This is a genomic window from Calothrix sp. 336/3 (assembly GCF_000734895.2).
Classification (GTDB): Bacteria; Cyanobacteriota; Cyanobacteriia; order Cyanobacteriales; family Nostocaceae; genus 336-3.
In genome coordinates this window covers 3,950,133-3,967,822 of record NZ_CP011382.1, presented here as the reverse complement: position 1 = coordinate 3,967,822, position 17,690 = coordinate 3,950,133, and the positions used below count along the sequence as shown (strand labels likewise).

Here is a 17,690-nt window from a genome sequence, read left to right as displayed (position 1 = left end):
CCCCCTTAAACCTTGCTTTTCCCTATTTTCCCTTTGCCATAATCTCAACTATGCACGCAGTTGTTCAACTAAATATAATTTCTCTTCCTGGGGAATTTCATGCTCCACAACAAACACATTAGAATAGAGATTGGCTACAATCTGCTTACCTTGCTGGGTCAAGGATAGATAACGTAAACCATCTTGAATGTAAGGATACACTCCATGCCAATAAAACTTGGCATAGTTTTTACGTAAATCAGCTGGAGTCTGATAACCCAGCACTTTGTTCATCCCTGTTTCTTCAAATTCATAAAACAAAGAAGTAATCTTCCTTAAGTAGCGCGGATCGCTAAGTTGCCCAATCAAGTCAGCAGCACGCACTAAACCAGCATAACTATCAGTACATTGATGATCTTCTGCCACTGGTACAGGAAAACGTGTTAGTTCAATATTGCTTTTGATGACTTCGGAATCAATTAATTTATGTCCACCAAAACGCTCATCAATAAATAATTTTGCCCGATCTACATGATAAGGTGTCAGGCTCGCATCCGATGCCCCAGGAGCTAAGGAAATCATCCGATTCTCGTTTCCTGTTGCATATAAACCGGCATCTTCTCTATCTTGCCGACATACACCTTTGACATAGCCAATATCATGGCATAACAAGGAAATCACACAATGCAACCAGTCTTCACTAGACACACCTCCTTCACGAATATGTTTACCACGTAGGATTTCTTGCCCTACCAGGGTGACGAGGATGGAATGTTCGACGTTGTGATACAAAGCATCACTATTGGCAATATTTTCTAATGCCATGGTGCCAGCCCAAGCAATAATATCTTGATAGTCACCTTTCAAACAGCCATAGGTACGACGATAACCATCTCGAATCTGTTTTACAAAAACATCAATTAGGATTTCCGTGGCATTGAACATAGTGTTTCTCATTTTTGATAAGAATTATTTATCGCTTGATATGAAAATAGTTCGATAATGAACTGATGAGAATAAAGCATGAATTCAGTACTCAGGCACAAAGTAGTATCCTTAGAGTGCAATTTATTTTTCCCAAGGAATCTACAATAGATTTACGCATTGCCTGTATTATTGACTCGCACCATCAGTATATTTACTGATATAGTTAAGAGCCATATTTCATGCCTCTATCACAGGATAGGCGATGGTTCCTTGAAGGTGCAAAGTTAATTACAGGAATCCCTATCAATACAAAAGTATTAAAAATAACTATTTCTCAATAGGTTACGGATAAAGTTAGGAACTTTATATCTGACTCCGAAATATTTGAATTTGTCTAGTCTTCCATAGTCGTGACTTTATAGCAGTGATCTAGATAGGTGTCTAAATGTGACTAGATTCAAAGTAAGAAGTGAATAGGAATGATATCTTCTGGCTGTGGGGGATGGCAAAAAGGAAAAAGGATGCACGCAAACTTGAGCCAGAAAAAATGGCTTAACCCTTCACCCCTGCTATTGTTTCCGAAAATCTACACAACCAGAGCAAAAATGAGTCATAGTTAATATATAGTAATATTTTTCAAGATTTGTTAAGCGTAAGCCTGTCTTGATAGGGCTGGAAAGGGAGGCATGACAGTGGGTGAAGAAAGTACTTCGGAACTTGAGACGCAAGAGTCTGTGGCAGTCAGAGATGTCCAGAGGGAAATTGGCAAGACAAATCGACAACTTGCTTGGTTGTCACCGTTATTGTTAGGTACTGGTTTAGGTTTGGCGATCGCCTTTGGTGGTACACAAATTTTCAGCCAACGATCTGCTACTTCCAGTAATCCAACCACGAAAAAACCCCAGGTAGCTAACCCGACAATGACTGTGACAGTAATTGCAGTGGGCAGTAATTCCATTGCCAAAACATTAAATGCCACAGGTACAGTTGCCGCACGGGACTTAATTCCAGTTTTACCCCAAAGTAATGGTTTGCAAATCAAGCAAGTTCTGGTAAATGAGGGAGATAATGTGAAAGCCGGACAATTGCTGGCAATTTTAGATGATTCTGTTTTGCAATCTCAAATTACCCAAGCACGGGCAGATTTTGAGTCAACCCAAGCAGATGTCGCTTCTAGAAAAGCCACCGTGCAATCACAACAAGCAGCAGTAACTTCTAGTCAAGCCATTGTTCAACAAAGAAAAGCTGATTTAGCCCAATCCCAAGCCAGACTACAAGAGGCAGAAAAAAATTATCAACGCTATGAAAAGCTAGTTGCTGATGGGGCAATTAGTCAACAGGAATTAGATAGCCGCCAAACAACGGTGACTACTGCGAGGGAAGCAGTACGTTTAGCCCAGGAAAATATCCGTAGTGCAGAAGCAAATGTTGCCAGTGCCAGAGCCGCAGTGGGTACAGCCCGCGCTAATTTGAGTAGTGCGGAAGCGGAAGCCAAAAGTAGTGCGGCAAAAATTACCCAGTTTAAAACTCAACTGGCTCAAACCCTAGTACGCGCCCCAGTTGCTGGGGTAATTGCCGAAAAGTTAGTCCGAGTGGGAGATGTGACTGGTGTTCCTCCCCAAACCCAAGTGGGAACTTTAGTCGGTGGTTCCCAAAAGCTATTTTCCATCATTCGTAACGGCAAATTAGAACTTCAGGCATCTGTACCCACCGTACAGTTAAATCAAGTCAGAGAGGGTGCAGCAGTTCAGGTGACATCTGATGTTAACCCCCGCATCCGCTTAAGGGGGACAGTACGGGAAATTATCCCAGTGGTAGACGATAAACGCCGGGAAGCTACGGTCAAAATTGACTTGCCGGGAACTAGTTGGTTAAAACCAGGAATGTTTGCCAGAGCCGCAATTAATACTAGTACGGTGTTAGGAGTGGCAGTACCCCAGAAAGTAGTAGTTCCCCAACCTGACGGCAGCGCGATCGCATTCATCCTATCAGGTGAAGACACGGTGCGCGCTCAAAAAGTAGAACTAGGGGAAGTCCTTAATAATGGCAAAGTTGAAATCAAAAATGGTTTGCAAGCAGGCGATCGCGTAGTTAACCAAGGTGCCGGCTACCTCAAAGATGGTGACAAGGTGCGAGTAGTCAGTACCCCAGGTAATGACCAATAAATCAGGACTAATTACGATTTACTAATTACTAATGAGTAATACAAATATCTCTGGGTGGTCAATTAGGAAACCAGTTCCCACCATTGTTTTCTTTTTAATTATGACCTTTGTGGGTTGGTTTTCCTTTAACTCCCTAGGAATCGACCTGAACCCCAATATTGATATTCCCACGGTACAGGTGACAGTCACCCGACCGGGGGCAGGTCCTGCGGAATTGGAATCTCAAGTCACCAAGAAAATTGAGGATGCGGTGGCGGGTTTAGGCAACATCGACGAGATGCGGTCTACAGTTCAAGATGGTGTTTCTAATACAACCATTGCCTTTGTTCTCGGTACAAACACAGACCGAGTTACTAATGATGTGCGAAACGCGATCGCGCAAATTCGTCAAAATTTACCCCAAGATATTAACGACCCCATTGTGCAGCGCTTGGAGTTTTCTGGCGGTCCGATTATGACCTATGCCGTCACCTCTCCAAAGCGTTCCGTAGAAGAACTCAGTAACCTGGTAGACCAAAGTATCAGTCGCTCCTTACTAGCTGTCAAAGGAGTAGCCCAAATTAATCGGGTAGGAGGGGTAGACCGAGAAATCCGCATTAATCTCGATCCTGCCCGTTTAGAAGCCTTAGGAATTACCGCTACCCAAGTTAATGACCAAATTCGAGCTTTCAACGTTAACCTGCCTGGAGGACGCACCGAAATCGGTGGCAACGAGCAAAGTATCCGGACTTTGGGTAATGCTGCAAGTGTGAATGTCCTGAAAACCTACGAAATTGTCCTCCCTGGGGGCGGTTCCATACCCCTATCCAGTTTAGGAACTGTGGAAGATAGCTACGGCGATATCCGTCAAAGCGCCCGTCTGAATAATCAAGGAGTTGTGGGTTTTCAGGTATTAAGGAGTACAGGTAGCATCTTAGTCACCGTTGAGGAAGGCGTAAAAGCGGCGGTGGCAGAATTAGAAAAAACTCTCCCAGAAGATATTAATCTGGAATTAATTTTTACCAGAGCCACCTTTGTTAAAGCTTCCTATGAAAGCACCATTGAGGAGCTGATTCAGGCTTCCATCCTGGCTGTCATCGTCATCATGTTATTTTTACGGGACTGGCGAGCCACCTTAATTACGGCGGTTGCTTTACCCCTGTCCATGATTCCCACCTTTGCGGTACAGTATGCCCTGGGCTACACCTTGAATAATATGACATTGCTGGCTCTAGCTTTGGCTGTGGGCAACCTGGTGGATGATGCGGTGGTAGAAATTGAGAATATGGAGCGGCATATGGCTATGGGGAAAACCCCCAGACAAGCAGCTTTTGATTCTTCCGAAGAGGTGGGATTAGCTGTAATTGCCAGTGCGGCGACAATTATCGCCGTATTTATGCCCGTAGCTTTTATGGGTGGTGTCCCAGGTCAGTTTTTTAAACCCTTTGGTGTCACAGTTGCGGTTTCGACTATCTTCTCAACTATGGTGGCACGGATGGTGACACCGATGATGGGAGCATATCTGCTACGAGATAAGAATCATAGCTCTGCCGTCCCTAAACGTTCCCCATATCTGCGTATTTTTAAATGGAAGTTTTCCCTTCCCTGGTTGCAAGGTAGCACCCCAAAAAATCATCACAAAGGCAACGGAAATAATAGTTCCCAGGGTTTTAAACCCTATAAATCTCTATTGCAATGGTCATTACGCCATAAAATTACCACCATCGGGATTGCGATCGCCTTCTTTATTGGCAGCGTGATGCTAATTCCCTCCATTCCCAAGGGTTTAGTCGATGGCGGTGACATTGGTATTTCCACCATTTCGGCGGAACTTCCCCCTGGTTCCACCTTGGAAGATACGAAAAAGGTGACAAGTCAGTTGACGGAATTAATTCGTCCAAATCCCTTAGTTAAAAGCGTATTTTCAGTCGAACAAATAAATTCTGCCACTTTGACTATCCAACTGAAAACGAAGGAAGAAGGCAGAAAAATTTCCCAAATCGAATACGAGCAAAGCGTTCGTCCCCTGTTACAACAGGTTCCCGGTGCGAGAATTGGCTTTGAAAGTTCCGGTGCGGTGGGTGGTCGCAAGGACTTAACCATACTACTACGGAGTGAGAACCCGGAAGCTTTAAGTCAAGCTGCTGAGAATATTGAAAAGCAAATGCGTGGTATTCCCGGTTTCGTGGAAGTCTCTTCTTCTGCAAGTTTAGTCAAACCAGAAATTCTGATTACTCCCGATCCTCAACGTGCAGCTGATTTAGGTGTATCTGTACAATCCATCGCTCGTACTGCATCCTTAGCAACCATCGGTGATAATGATGCCAATTTAGCGAAGTATAATCTTCCCGATCGCCAAATACCAATTCGGGTGCAAATTGACCCCAAGGCACGGGAAACCATTGATACAATCAAAAATCTTCAGGTTCCGAGCCAAAATGGTAGTTTAGTTCCCTTGGTAGCAGTTGCAGACATCCGTTTTGGCAGTGGTGCAGCAACGATAAATCGTTTTGATCGCTCTCGCCAAGTGTCTGTGGAAGGGAATCTTCAGGGTATTTCCCTCGGAGATGCTTTAGCTGCGGTACAAAAATTACCAGCAATGCAAAACCTACCACCGGGAGTCAGACAACAAAACTCTGGGGATGCCAAAATCATGGCAGAAATCTTTGGGCGATTTGGTGGTGCTTTAGCTCTGGCTTTAATGTTTATCTACGCCATTTTGGTCATTCTCTATAATAATTTCTTCCATCCCTTGACAATCATGGCAGCATTGCCCTTCTGTTTGGGTGGAACATTGATTGGGTTAATGGTGGCACAGAAAGCTTTAGGACTTTACGCTTTGATTGGTGTTGTGCTCCTACTAGGGATTGTGACGAAGAACTCCATCTTGTTGGTGGATTATACGATTCTCAATATGGAAGCGGGGCTAACCCAACGTCAAGCCCTGATTGATGCAGGTGTTTCCCGTCTGCGTCCCATTATGATGACTTCTCTGGCAACGATCGCCGGAACTTTACCCTTAGCTCTTGGTATTGGAGCAGGTGCAGAAGTCCGTCAACCCATGGGTATTGCAATTCTGGGAGGGTTCACCACCTCGACTTTGTTAACCTTGTTAGTAGTGCCAGTATTATTCAGCTATATCGACAACTTACAAAATTGGCTGCTGAATATTGTTCGTCACGGATTTGGTAAACATCCCCAAAATCGGCAGGCGATCGCCACCAGTGAAACAACTAATCCATCTCAGTCTGATGAAGAGGAATCTTCATACTCAATTACGAAATAATGGTATAATAAGTGTCTAGCTAGTAATGCTAAACACTTGTTTTTGCGGGTGTAATTCAGTGGTAGAATGTCATCTTCCCATGGTGAACGTCGTGGGTTCGAGTCCCATCGCCCGCTCTGATTGACATAAATTTATCTTTGGAGATTGCTGATAGTATTCTCGATTCTCTTGAGAATATCAGGTGATATTGACCTGACTAAGCGAATGGGAAATGATTGAGTCGAAGCATATTGAGCGTACTCTGGTGTGAGAAAGATTTGATACTTACTAGCATTAGGAGTCATTTGAGAAGCAAATGCTAAAGTAATCGCTTTCACATACTTACGAACATCAATCGCTTGCTCACCAACTACCTCCACACCCCCAACACGAGAAGGTTTTTTTGCTTCCCTCTGTTCAGTAGAAATTGGATCCTTGATACTGCTGTGAGTCGCTCCCACAATCCCAACCAGCCATTTCGGTGAGGGAATTTTGGTAAAACCAATGATTTGTTCGGTTAAAGCTGGAGTAGTTGCATCTGCCGATGATGCCAATATTAGGGTAGGAATTTTTACATTTTGTAACCCAGTTTCACCAAACATGAGAGAACTTGTCGGATTGAGGGCGATCGCCTGCTTGATACGCGAATCTTGGAGTTGATATCTATTATTTGGTAATCTTTGGGCAACACACTGTAAACCTTCTGCTGGACTCACAGTAGTGGCTAAAACCTCAGGGCAACGTTTTTTGAGAGAATCTACTTGCAATTCTCCTCCAGCAATTAATAGCGCTGTCCCACCACCAAAAGAATGACCGAGAATCATGGCATTATTGGTATCAAGTTTTCCTTGGAGTGGGTGTTTCTGTTTTTGGTTTAACTTTGCCAACTCATCTAAAACAAAACTGATATCTTTGGGACGTTGCACAAATTCCTCTGGCTTCATCCGTATCAACATACCAGGTTTCTTTTTGACATCAATTATATATTTTTGGTTGCTACCAGTATGTTCCACTGCTGCCACGATGTATCCGTGGGATACTAAATGTTCGGCAATGTAACGCATATCTGTGCGGTCTGAAGAAAAACCATGGGATAGAATTACTACAGGTTTCGCCGCAGTTGCAGAATCTGACCAATAAATATCCACTGGAACTAATCTTTGACGCTGTTCATCTTTTAATTTTGGTAAGTTTATTACCTGTACTTTGCCACTTCCTGCTTGAGTGGGATCAAAAGATAAATTGAGTTGGGTGGGTTTGGCAGCTAGTTGAGGGGCGATCGCTCCCATAAACTGCTGAGTTTGTTTATAGGATAGATTCAAATTCTGGAAAACTTGAGGTACTTGCTCAACATTAATCACCAGGCGATCGCTAGGATAAGCACGAATAAAATTAATAATTGAAAGTCCTTCAGAATTGCTAGAACCCTGAACTAGTCCGGTTCTGAGAGCTTCCATCCCGGCACTATCTTCACGAAATGTCACTTTCGAGAAATCTCGTAAAATAGTACTACCCACAGGGGTATATAGTAATTGACTCAAAGTTGTAACATTCACAGAAATGTTCTGGCGTAGTACTTCTAGAAATTTCTGGCGTTTTTGCGGGGGAAATTTATTTGTATAGACTTTGTATTTCTGAGGCACTTTTCCAGTTTCAGCAATACCCTGTAAATCAGGAACCGAGATTGATTCTTCCCAAACACCGTAACGCAAGATAACATTCTCCGCAGCTTTTACAGAAGTCTGAGTACTGAGAATAGATGCCATCCCGATGGTGCAAAATAAAGCAATATTTCTTGTTGTCTTGTTCCAGATTTGTTTCACGGTAACACCCTAAATTATCTTGAATACTTGGTTAAAAATCTTGATTGCTCTGCTGTATCTCTCAATTCAGCGATCGCCATGGTGACAACTTACCTGCGAGAATTTTCTTGGCGATCGTTCTTAAATCCCCAATCAGGTGGTTGAATTTACCGAACGTAATAAGTTGTGCCAATTTTTACAGACCTCCGCCTATCGATATACTGCTTCTGGTGATTTAATACGTCACATTCCTATATAGTTTCTAGTCAAATCAACATATGCACCCATTGCTGCGATTTCTCCCTAAATTAATGAAACCTAAGTGCAAGGGTTGTAAGGGCAGGTTGACAAATATGCCTCAATCATTCACAAATCTCTTGTAAAGCCACCCCTAGGGTTTTGTGATAGATGCGGATAGGACTATCTCAGTGCGAATGACTATGATGACGAAAACTTCCCAGGAACATTTTCCCCACTTTACATACCCTGCAAGAAGACACCTACGGTGTACACACAAGTGGTACCTGTAAGGGTTTCAGGCGTTATAGACCCCTTGAATTGTCATTACGAGCGCAGCGATAGCGGAGCGAAGTAATCACATAATCCCGTGGTTTTTGCGATTGCTGAGTCGCAAAGCGACACGCTGCGCGAACGTCGTTCCTCCTCGCAATGACAGGCTTCCAGAGCGATCGCACAACCTAAATCTAAATGACGAAACCAAGTGCTAGGGGGAATTTTAAGACTTGTGTGTACACCGTAGGCAAGAAGACACAGAGACATATACAGCATGAAAATCAGAATTCACACCGCAACTATTAGTGAGACTGAGGAATATGAATTAAATTAAATTGCTAAAGCAAGATGTATTCGCAATAGCGCACACAAGACTGAATTTATGCTATTTTGCAAAAAAAGCTACACCTAGATAGGAAGGGGCAGGGGGAGAATTATCTGTAGCCATAATTTACAGAAATGGTATTTAATTATTTATTGCTCAAAACCCTACTAGGAGTTCAAATTCCTTAGCTCTTAAATCTTTTTCAAGGATGATTATTGTTCAGTTCTATAATCTTCTTAATATTCCGTGAATAAACTAATGGATTTTCAGTTCAGATATTTTGAAACGTAGAACGAAAATCTACGAACAGCAAATTTATAATTTTTATCATATACAATAGACATCTCCATAAAATTATGTAGACACAACTCACCCATTTGCCTTCTGAGGTTTTACAGGTGGTGCATACTTCATTTTCAGAGATGTCTAATGACTACTTAACTCACAGATTCCTGATAAATTAACCGATAAATTTAGCCAGGAATGACTTGAGCGACTAGTGCACGTTTATCAAGAGACTGGACTTTTCCTACTTGCTCTAGAGCCTTAACAATCCGCTCTAACAGTTCTCCAGCCTGTTCACGATATTGATGTTCCCTGCCTCGTAAACGAATGACAAACTTGACTGAATCACCCTTATTCAACCATCCAATAGCTTGCTCGATACGCAAGTTATAATCAGCCACACCAACATTCGGACGAAGCCGAACTTCTTTTACCACAGGTCTAGCGGACTGCCCTTGACGCTTTTTCTTTTGATATTGCAGCTTACCATAGTTGACAATCTTGGCGACCGGGGCTTCCTTGCCTTCGGAGACGATAACCAGGTCAAGTTCTACACTCTGTGCTAGCTTTAAAGCCTCGTGTGTATCGAGCAAGCCACGGTTATTGTTCTCATGGTCAATCAAGAACACTTGAGGTGACTTGATTTGTGAGTTAATCAGTTGCTTTTTAATTACGATAATGATGTCCTCTCAATTCTTTCATACTTTGCAATTGCAAGCAGTCTCAATTTAACACGACATATAAAGAGGTGTTAGCATAATAATATTATACCTCTTGCATTCTCTTGCAGAAACATAGATAGAGTTAAGATTTTCCTTTAAATTCTCTCAAAATTTAATCACTAGACCTTGAAGACAATTAATTATGCGTTGTCTCAAAGCCTTGCTAGGAAGTCATGAACCTTAGGATTGACATGTTGTCCTGAGAGGCTCAATGTAATTATTGCTACAAATTAATTGCAGAAAATCATCATTCTTCGGGTCTTACGTCCTGATTTCACTGCAATGGGAAAATCTTTACGAGAAGAGAAAGTATAGAAAGTACAGGCAATTACAAAATCTAATTAAGTTAGGTATCTCAGAATCTGAGGGTTTACTTTACCAAATAATGTAGTAGTTGATATCCCTAATCAAGGACTGAGCCTTCAACTTAGCTGACACTAAAGTTTTACCCACTTCCTAAAAGCAGGGAGCGAGACGCTCTCACTACAATTGTTTTGCCCTCAAAATTTATTGTGTTCAAGTACTAGTAAATTCAAACCACAGAAGAGGGTATGGAACCTGATGCCGTAATTATACTGACGGGATTTAAGTTTATATAACTTTATATCACGTTTTTTGCTAGTTCTCCCTGGAAGTTATTTATTCTGGATATCATGGGAGTTGAGAGTTAATTCGGTTAACAACGTTTGTTTTTAGTATTGACAGGCTTTTTGTTTTTGGTATTCACAAACTTTTCTCCGAAACCTAAATCTCCACACATTTATGATTTCGGAGACAATCTATGTCAGTTTACGTAGGCAATCTTTCTTATGAAGTTACAGAAGATAGTCTTAACGCTGTGTTTGCAGAATACGGTTCTGTAAAACGAGTTCAACTACCTACAGACCGTGAAACAGGACGTTTGCGCGGCTTTGGGTTTGTCGAAATGTCTACAGATGATGAAGAAACGGCTGCCATTGATGCGCTCAACGGTGCAGAATGGATGGGACGTGATTTAAAAGTAAATAAAGCGAAACCCAGAGAAGAAAGAAGCTCCTTTGGTGGTGGAAACCGGGGAAATAATAGTTTCCGCAATCGCTACTAAATTGCATCAGTTTATCTCTGCAAGCAGAATAATTAATCTAGCAAATTAATTTTGTTAAGCAGTGGCTCAGGCAAAGATGCTTGAGCCTTTTTTGATTAAACAATGGGACTGAAAATAAAAATTTAAGTTATTTAGAAGTCAAAAGATATTTTTTGGAGGTTTCCAATGACAGACTTAGTATTTCCTACCGAACCTGCGGTTCTGATTACCATTATTGGAGAGACAGTACTCAAAGACCGGATTGTCAAGCTGCTCAAAACCCATAATGTCAGTGGTTATACTATTAATCAAGTCCAAGGTGAAGGTGGTCATGGAAGACGCTTGTCAGACTTGGCAGGTTACAACACCAATATAGAAATTAAAACTATTGTTTCACGAGAAATTTCTGATGCGATTTTCTGGGGGCTACAAGAGGAACAGCGCAAGCACGCTTTAATTGCCTTTCGGCATAACGTCGAAGCTTTCTATTAAGTAAGTTAAGTAGCACTATTTTATAGAACCTACGCATTGGTACATACCAACTGGGTATATTGATTTTCAGGTAGGAAATTGTGATTTTTGGCTTGATGGCGATCGCGATATCAAGGTCGCTGCAAAAACCTGAAACGAGAAGATTTCATTAATATACTGTCGATTGACACAATGCGTAAGTTCTAGTTTTGTAGAGCCTTACTTGGTAGTACTTTCTACTGACTGGGCAATCATCATAGCAGCATTTTCCTCGCTTTCGAGAATACCAAATTCAATCAACAATTCTTCTAACTCTTCCATTTCAATAGGTGTAGGAATGGCAAGATTTTGATTATTGATGATTTTCGTAGCCAAAGTCCGATATTCATGGCTTTGCTTGCTATCGGGTGCGTACTCATTTACAGTCATCCGACGTAACTCTGCGTGTTGAACAATGTTGTCGCGGGGTACGTAGTGAATCATTTGAGTATTCAAACGTTTTGCCAGGGTTTCAATCAGTTCAATTTCCCGGTCAACGTTACGACTATTACAAATTAAACCACCTAGACGTACACCACCAGTGTGAGCATATTTGAGGACACCACGGGCAATATTGTTTGCTGCATACATCGCCATCATTTCACCAGAGGTAACGATGTAGATTTCTTGTGCTTTGCCTTCTCTGATTGGCATAGCGAAACCACCGCAGACAACGTCACCTAGTACATCGTAGCTGACAAAATCCACATCTTTGTATGCGCCGTTTTCTTCTAAGAAGTTAATAGCGGTAATAATACCCCGACCAGCACAACCAACGCCAGGTTCTGGACCACCAGACTCGACACAACGCACATTCCGAAAGCCAGTCAGCATGACTTCTTCCAGTTCAATATCTTCTACAGCACCTCGTTCCGCAGCTAATTGCAGAACGCTGGTTTGGGCTTTACTATGTAGCATCAAACGGGTAGAGTCAGCCTTTGGGTCACATCCAACAATCAGAATACGTTGACCCATTTCTGCCATAGCTGCAAGGGTATTTTGAGAAGTGGTAGACTTACCGATACCGCCCTTACCATAGAAAGCTATCTGTCTAATTTTGTCGCCAGTCATGGTTAATATTTTCCTAGAATGATTTTGTCTATGGGTCTGAAGATTGATTTTCAGAGTTTATTGAATTGAGCAGTTAGAGAAGGGAAGTATGGATAATCTTTGAGGATAGGGTGATGAAGCACACAAATTGCAAATAATTCAGCACCGAATTCCTGATGAGAACAAGGAAAATCAATGATGAGATGTTGCCATAGCAGATATACAGGCAAACCATCTCCCTAAGGGAATAATGCTTGTGTGGTCAAATTCTCCCAATTACAGTGACTGGAAGTGCATATATAGCAAGGTACAGACAACAGATTACAAACGCTGTTGGTCTCAGCTTGGGTCATTAGTTAATGTCCTAGCCTAATCTGGTAATTGCTATAGGGGAAATCTCGGTTTGCAATTAGTAGTAGATATTGACTGAATTTATGTAGAGAAAATTCACGCAAATACCTATTCCTGATAGCAGTGATACTCACTTGTGTTGTTAAGATAGTCCGCAGGTCATTCTATGAATACTGAGAGGGCAGAATTCAATGCAACTTGATATCTTCAACGTTGTGATGAGTATCGATTGTCCCAAGGTAATACTTCATTCCTCGGATGCTAAGTAAATCCCTTCGGATGTGGGTAATATTGACTAGGTTAGCCAACTCCTACAGGCTAAGACCTAGACTAGCTCTAATTTACTAAAACTGACTCGCTGCTAATCTTTCCACTGATTCAATCCATCTGGTTTTATCTCTTCGTGACAAAGAAACTGTAGATAATGAAGTAGATTTACCAGACCAAAAAAACTATATTGAGTTTGCCTCAATGGAGATTGTGCAAGTTTTTTTGTAGTTTTGCTTTTTGATTCCTAAAATAACAATAACATAGATTTCAACTAATTTATTAATTGATGGATAAATTATTTTACATTCTCCTAGTTTATATAAGTGGAGGGTATTTTCTAAAAAATTGTATTTGATGATATGGGAATGATAGTTAATGAATGTTAGAAATTTAACATTTTCTCTAGCTATCCATAAATGGCATAAATGCTGCTATTACTTGTAATTGCTTGCTATGGAGTAATTACAACTGATAAGTATTTCTCTCAATTCTAGGGTAGAAATTATCAAGTAGTAAAGTATGGGAATTAAAGGTATTGTCATCACCATTTGCCAGATATTCGCGCCATTCTGGAGAATTGCAAAAGGGTAAGGTATGGAAGATTTATCAATTGATAGCTGAGTTGATTGTAGCGATCGCCACCTTTGCCTGTTATGGTCTTTTTAGGATGGGTCAGGGATAGGAGAGATTCTCAGAGGTAATCACAGGTTGATACAGTAAACAGGTAGCAGACAAAACACCCCAGCTTCTCCTGCATTCCTATGACAATCTCAGAAACCCATGGTTTAGTTACCATTGCCACTATACAGTTTCACCAGCTAGTGAATTTTTACCAGCAAATGCTCGCTGAGGAGCCAGTAAAATTCATTGCCAATGTCTATGCTGAATTTGATATTCATGGTCTGAAGTTGGGTATTTTTCAACCTCAAGCTCAACATCAGGGTGAATTTACTCACTCTCATCAGAGTACAATGAGCCTATGTTTAGAAGTTAGAGATTTAAAACAGGCGATCGCTCACCTTACTACCCTTGGATATCCTCCCCCAGGCAATATCTACACAGCCTCCCACGGTCAAGAAATTTATGCCTATGATCCTGATGGCAACCGCATTATTCTCCATCAGAGTTCATAAAATTATCAAAAAATTACCCGAATCCTCAAGCAGCAACAAATGTCTATTACAGGAAACTATAAATTAAACCTCATCCAATGGTATCCCGGTCACATCGCCAAAGCCGAAAAAAATCTCAAAGAGCAACTCAAATTAGTTGATGTTGTTTTAGAGGTACGGGATGCACGAATTCCCCTCGCGACTCAACACCCCCAAGTACAGGAATGGATTGGGAATAAAACGCGGGTACTCATCTTAAATCGTCTAGACATGATTACCCCAGAAATTCGTCAATTGTGGTACGACTGGTTTAAACGTCAGGGAGAAGTACCTTATTTTACTAACTCCCAGCAAGGTCAAGGAGTTGTTGCCGTATCAAAAGCAGCACAGGCAGCTGGGGTTGCACTTAATCAAAGAAGGCGCGATCGCGGGATGTTGCCCCGTCCAGTCAGAGCAGTTGTTATTGGCTTTCCCAATGTTGGAAAATCTGCTTTAATTAACCGTCTTCTGGGTAAAAGAGTTGTGGAAAGTGCCGCCCGTCCTGGTGTTACCCGCTCCCTACGCTGGGTTCGCATCTCGGAACAGTTAGACCTTTTAGACGCTCCAGGTATTATTCCCTCACGCCTTTCTGACCAAGATGCAGCTGTCAAATTAGCTATCTGTGATGATATTGGTGATGCATCCTATGATAACCAGTTAGTTGCTGCTGTCCTAGTAGATATACTGACGTATTTAGAAGCGACAAACTCTGAATTATTACCAGAGAATCCACTCAAATCTCGTTATGATTTTGACCCTGGAGAACAAACAGGAGAAGCATATCTCCATGCATTGGCAGAATTTCGCTACCAAGGTGACGTAGAAAGAGCAGCACGAAAGCTATTAACCGATTTTCGTAAAGGTTTGTTAGGAACCTTACCCCTAGAATTACCGCCAAATTAGATTCCACACCTCATTTTCAGCAGAATTTTTACCAGAAAAAGTCCATCATTAGTGTCAAGAGGTTTGAAGATGGAGATTGAGATATTACTGGGTGATAAGTACCTCAACATAATTAAACGTCAAATGTCATTATGAGTGGAACGTAGTGCAGTATAGTCATCGCCATGAATCTATTTGATGTTTGTCACGTTTGACTTACTTATCTCGTAGTTTCCAATTGCTAATACTCTAAGATTGTTTACAATCCACTACATAATTTGGCATGTTTGTGTCAACTTATTCAATGCTTATCTATTCCCTTGCCAATAATACAAATCTTCATATATGGCTGTAGATTTTTAGTTGAAGACATATTTTTTCCATTTCTATTTCTCCTAGAGCCTTTGAAGGAAAACATAATATCTAAACCCATAGACTGACTACGACAAATCTTGAGTTATCACTATATCAAAATTAAGAAGATCAGAATTTTTACTGATTCTTGAGAAGCTAAGAAAAGATTAAAGTATTACTGATAGTGAACTTGGTGTGTTCCGTAGGCATCATATTGAATCTGAAAAAGGTAAAACCCAACTATTGATTATTCCCTATATCAATAAACTATCAATAGTATGACCTAGCCCTTGACAGAAAAGACAAGATAGCAGGTAGACTTCTCAAGACTTCTATCTAATTTTTTCAAAAATATTATGACGATAGCCAGCAATCAATAGCAACCCGCCAAAGTATATGTAACGATGTATTTACGTTAATACACAAGATGTTTTTTGTATAACACGTAATTACTAAATAGGTAAGAAATGTTTCTGTTGATTATCTCAACAAATCAGATATTTCGTAATTGATTACTATCAGCTTTTATTTCATGTCTAGAGATAGTAAGTATGACTAAAAGTTAACATGTATAGGAAGCAATGAAAATTATTCTTTTGAGATAAACAGCATATCAATCTATGATGTGAAAATCTCTTGTTTCACCTTGTCTATTAAGGTAATAACCCTTTCCATGGCAATTTTAGAAGCGAAATGATTCTTCAAAACTACATAGGAATGCTATGGATAATCACATCAATCAAAGTCAGAATTGCAGTAATTATAAAAATAATTGGATGCGATTCCAAGTTTTTGTAGAGAAAAGCATTTACTTAACTTGCCTTAACACTTATTAACTCACCATCAAAAAGGAAATGCAATTTACCAAAATATTAGCAGAGTTTCAGGCATCTACCAAACTACAATCTAATGGTACATTAAATATCTACAATTCCCAGGGAGAAAAATGGACATTTTATTATCATCTAGGAAGAATTGTGTGGGCAACAGGAGGGAAACACCCCTTTCGTCGCTGGTATCGCCATTTGATCAAGTATCTTTCGCAAACTAATCTAAATACAGATTTCCTATCATCTCAAGACTTCAGCAAGGAAATATGGGATTATCAATCTTTGTATTTTCTTTTGGAACAGAAACAAATTAAACGTGAGCAATTTAACGATATCGTAGAGAATACGATTAGTGAGTTACTATTTGATATAGCATATCAATCATACTTAACTTCTTTAGAATTTGAGCGTGATTCAAAAATTATTTTAGATACACCCATAACTTTTACCAGTGCTGATATTTCCTTGAGAAATATGAAAAAAGCATGGCAATTATGGACAGAAGCAGGTTTAACACAATACCACCCAGATAATGCTCCGATAATTCGGCAGCCAGAAAAACTTCAACAACAAGTCAGTCATGAAGTTTACAAAAAATTCATTACTTTCATGAATGGCAAGCATAGCTTACGTGATATTTCAGTGAAAATAAATCAGAATCTTTTAATAGTTACTAATTCTTTACTAACTTATCTTCTCGAAGGTTATATTGAATTAGTAGAAATCCCTGATATTCTGATATCTTTACCACATAAAAACAATGGTAAAAACTTGGTTATAGAAGATAACAAAACTCATTCGTTTCGTGGCATTTCCAGAAATAATCCTATTATTGCTTGTATTGATGACAGTCCTCAGATTTGTCAAACATTACAACAGATTGTCATTAACAATGGTATGCAATTCCTGAAAATACAGGACTCGATTCAGGCATTACCCTTATTAATTCAGCATCAACCAGATTTAATTTTTTTAGATTTAATGATGCCAATTGCAAGTGGATATGAAATTTGTACTCAAATCAGACGCATCTCTAACTTTACTCATACCCCTATCATTATTTTAACAAGTAATGATGGGATTGTAGATAGAGTACGCTCCAAAGTTGTAGGAGCAACAGAATATCTCACAAAACCAATTAATTCTGAAAAGCTCATGAGCACCATATATAAGTATTTACACAAATCACAAATGGATAAAAAAATTGTCAATTTGCCGTAATTCTACTGAGTATTTTTTTCGTACTTTTCAAGCAAAATAAGAATAA

At 40.4% G+C, this 17,690-nt stretch carries 13 protein-coding genes and 1 tRNA gene; 9 read left to right on the top strand and 5 right to left on the bottom strand.

What is annotated here, in order from left to right; all coding sequences use genetic code 11:
• Positions 1-48: 48 nt before the first annotated feature.
• Positions 49-924 (bottom strand): Npun_R2479 family HD domain-containing metalloprotein, encoded by an 876-nt coding sequence (locus tag IJ00_RS16540; protein ID WP_035154654.1) that lies wholly within the window; start codon positions 922-924, stop codon positions 49-51.
• A 674-nt stretch (positions 925-1,598) separates the two neighbouring features.
• Between IJ00_RS16540 and IJ00_RS16535 the strand changes: the two genes are divergently transcribed.
• The 3 genes from IJ00_RS16535 to IJ00_RS16525 all read left to right on the top strand — a co-directional run bounded on the left by IJ00_RS16535 (position 1,599) and on the right by IJ00_RS16525 (position 6,452).
• Positions 1,599-3,071 (top strand): efflux RND transporter periplasmic adaptor subunit, encoded by a 1,473-nt coding sequence (locus tag IJ00_RS16535; protein WP_035159159.1) that lies wholly within the window; start codon positions 1,599-1,601, stop codon positions 3,069-3,071.
• A gap of 31 nt (positions 3,072-3,102) precedes the next feature.
• The gene (locus IJ00_RS16530) at positions 3,103-6,336 is read left to right on the top strand and encodes an efflux RND transporter permease subunit (RefSeq protein ID WP_035154653.1); all 3,234 of its coding nucleotides are present in this window, start codon (positions 3,103-3,105) and stop codon (positions 6,334-6,336) included.
• Between the two features lie 44 nt (positions 6,337-6,380).
• Positions 6,381-6,452, top strand: a tRNA-Gly gene (locus IJ00_RS16525).
• 15 nt (positions 6,453-6,467) lie between these two features.
• Here IJ00_RS16525 and IJ00_RS16520 read toward each other — a convergent pair.
• The 3 genes from IJ00_RS16520 to infC form a co-directional block, all read right to left on the bottom strand.
• A complete protein-coding gene (locus tag IJ00_RS16520) occupies positions 6,468-8,138 on the bottom strand; it encodes an alpha/beta hydrolase (protein WP_035154652.1) in 1,671 nt (556 codons plus the stop codon).
• Positions 8,139-8,681: 543 nt separating this feature from the next.
• A complete protein-coding gene (locus IJ00_RS28420) occupies positions 8,682-8,897 on the bottom strand; it encodes a hypothetical protein (protein ID WP_144416050.1) in 216 nt (71 codons plus the stop codon).
• Between the two features lie 531 nt (positions 8,898-9,428).
• A complete protein-coding gene (gene infC, locus IJ00_RS16515; protein WP_256388867.1) occupies positions 9,429-9,896 on the bottom strand; it encodes a translation initiation factor IF-3 in 468 nt (155 codons plus the stop codon).
• 847 nt (positions 9,897-10,743) lie between these two features.
• On the opposite strand from infC, the gene IJ00_RS16510 reads away from it, so the two are divergent.
• The gene (locus tag IJ00_RS16510) at positions 10,744-11,046 is read left to right on the top strand and encodes a hypothetical protein (RefSeq protein ID WP_035154651.1); all 303 of its coding nucleotides are present in this window, start codon (positions 10,744-10,746) and stop codon (positions 11,044-11,046) included.
• 165 nt (positions 11,047-11,211) lie between these two features.
• Entirely contained in the window at positions 11,212-11,517 is a 306-nt protein-coding gene (locus IJ00_RS16505; protein WP_035154650.1) for a P-II family nitrogen regulator, read from the top strand.
• A 198-nt stretch (positions 11,518-11,715) separates the two neighbouring features.
• Here IJ00_RS16505 and nifH read toward each other — a convergent pair whose 3' ends face one another.
• Positions 11,716-12,606 (bottom strand): nitrogenase iron protein, encoded by an 891-nt coding sequence (nifH, locus tag IJ00_RS16500; RefSeq protein ID WP_035154649.1) that lies wholly within the window; start codon positions 12,604-12,606, stop codon positions 11,716-11,718.
• 1,135 nt (positions 12,607-13,741) lie between these two features.
• Between nifH and IJ00_RS29125 the strand changes: the two genes are divergently transcribed.
• The 4 genes from IJ00_RS29125 (at position 13,742) to IJ00_RS16485 (ending at position 17,644) form a co-directional block, all read left to right on the top strand.
• Positions 13,742-13,888 (top strand): hypothetical protein, encoded by a 147-nt coding sequence (locus IJ00_RS29125; protein WP_168163496.1) that lies wholly within the window; start codon positions 13,742-13,744, stop codon positions 13,886-13,888.
• A gap of 79 nt (positions 13,889-13,967) precedes the next feature.
• Entirely contained in the window at positions 13,968-14,339 is a 372-nt protein-coding gene (locus IJ00_RS16495) for a VOC family protein (protein ID WP_035154648.1), read from the top strand.
• Between the two features lie 39 nt (positions 14,340-14,378).
• On the top strand, positions 14,379-15,260 hold the full coding sequence (gene ylqF, locus IJ00_RS16490) for a ribosome biogenesis GTPase YlqF (protein WP_035154647.1): 882 nt from the start codon (positions 14,379-14,381) through the stop codon (positions 15,258-15,260).
• Between the two features lie 1,187 nt (positions 15,261-16,447).
• Positions 16,448-17,644: a response regulator gene (locus IJ00_RS16485; protein ID WP_035154646.1), complete on the top strand. Its 1,197-nt coding sequence runs from the start codon at positions 16,448-16,450 to the stop codon at positions 17,642-17,644.
• The last annotated feature ends 46 nt before the right edge of the window (positions 17,645-17,690 follow it).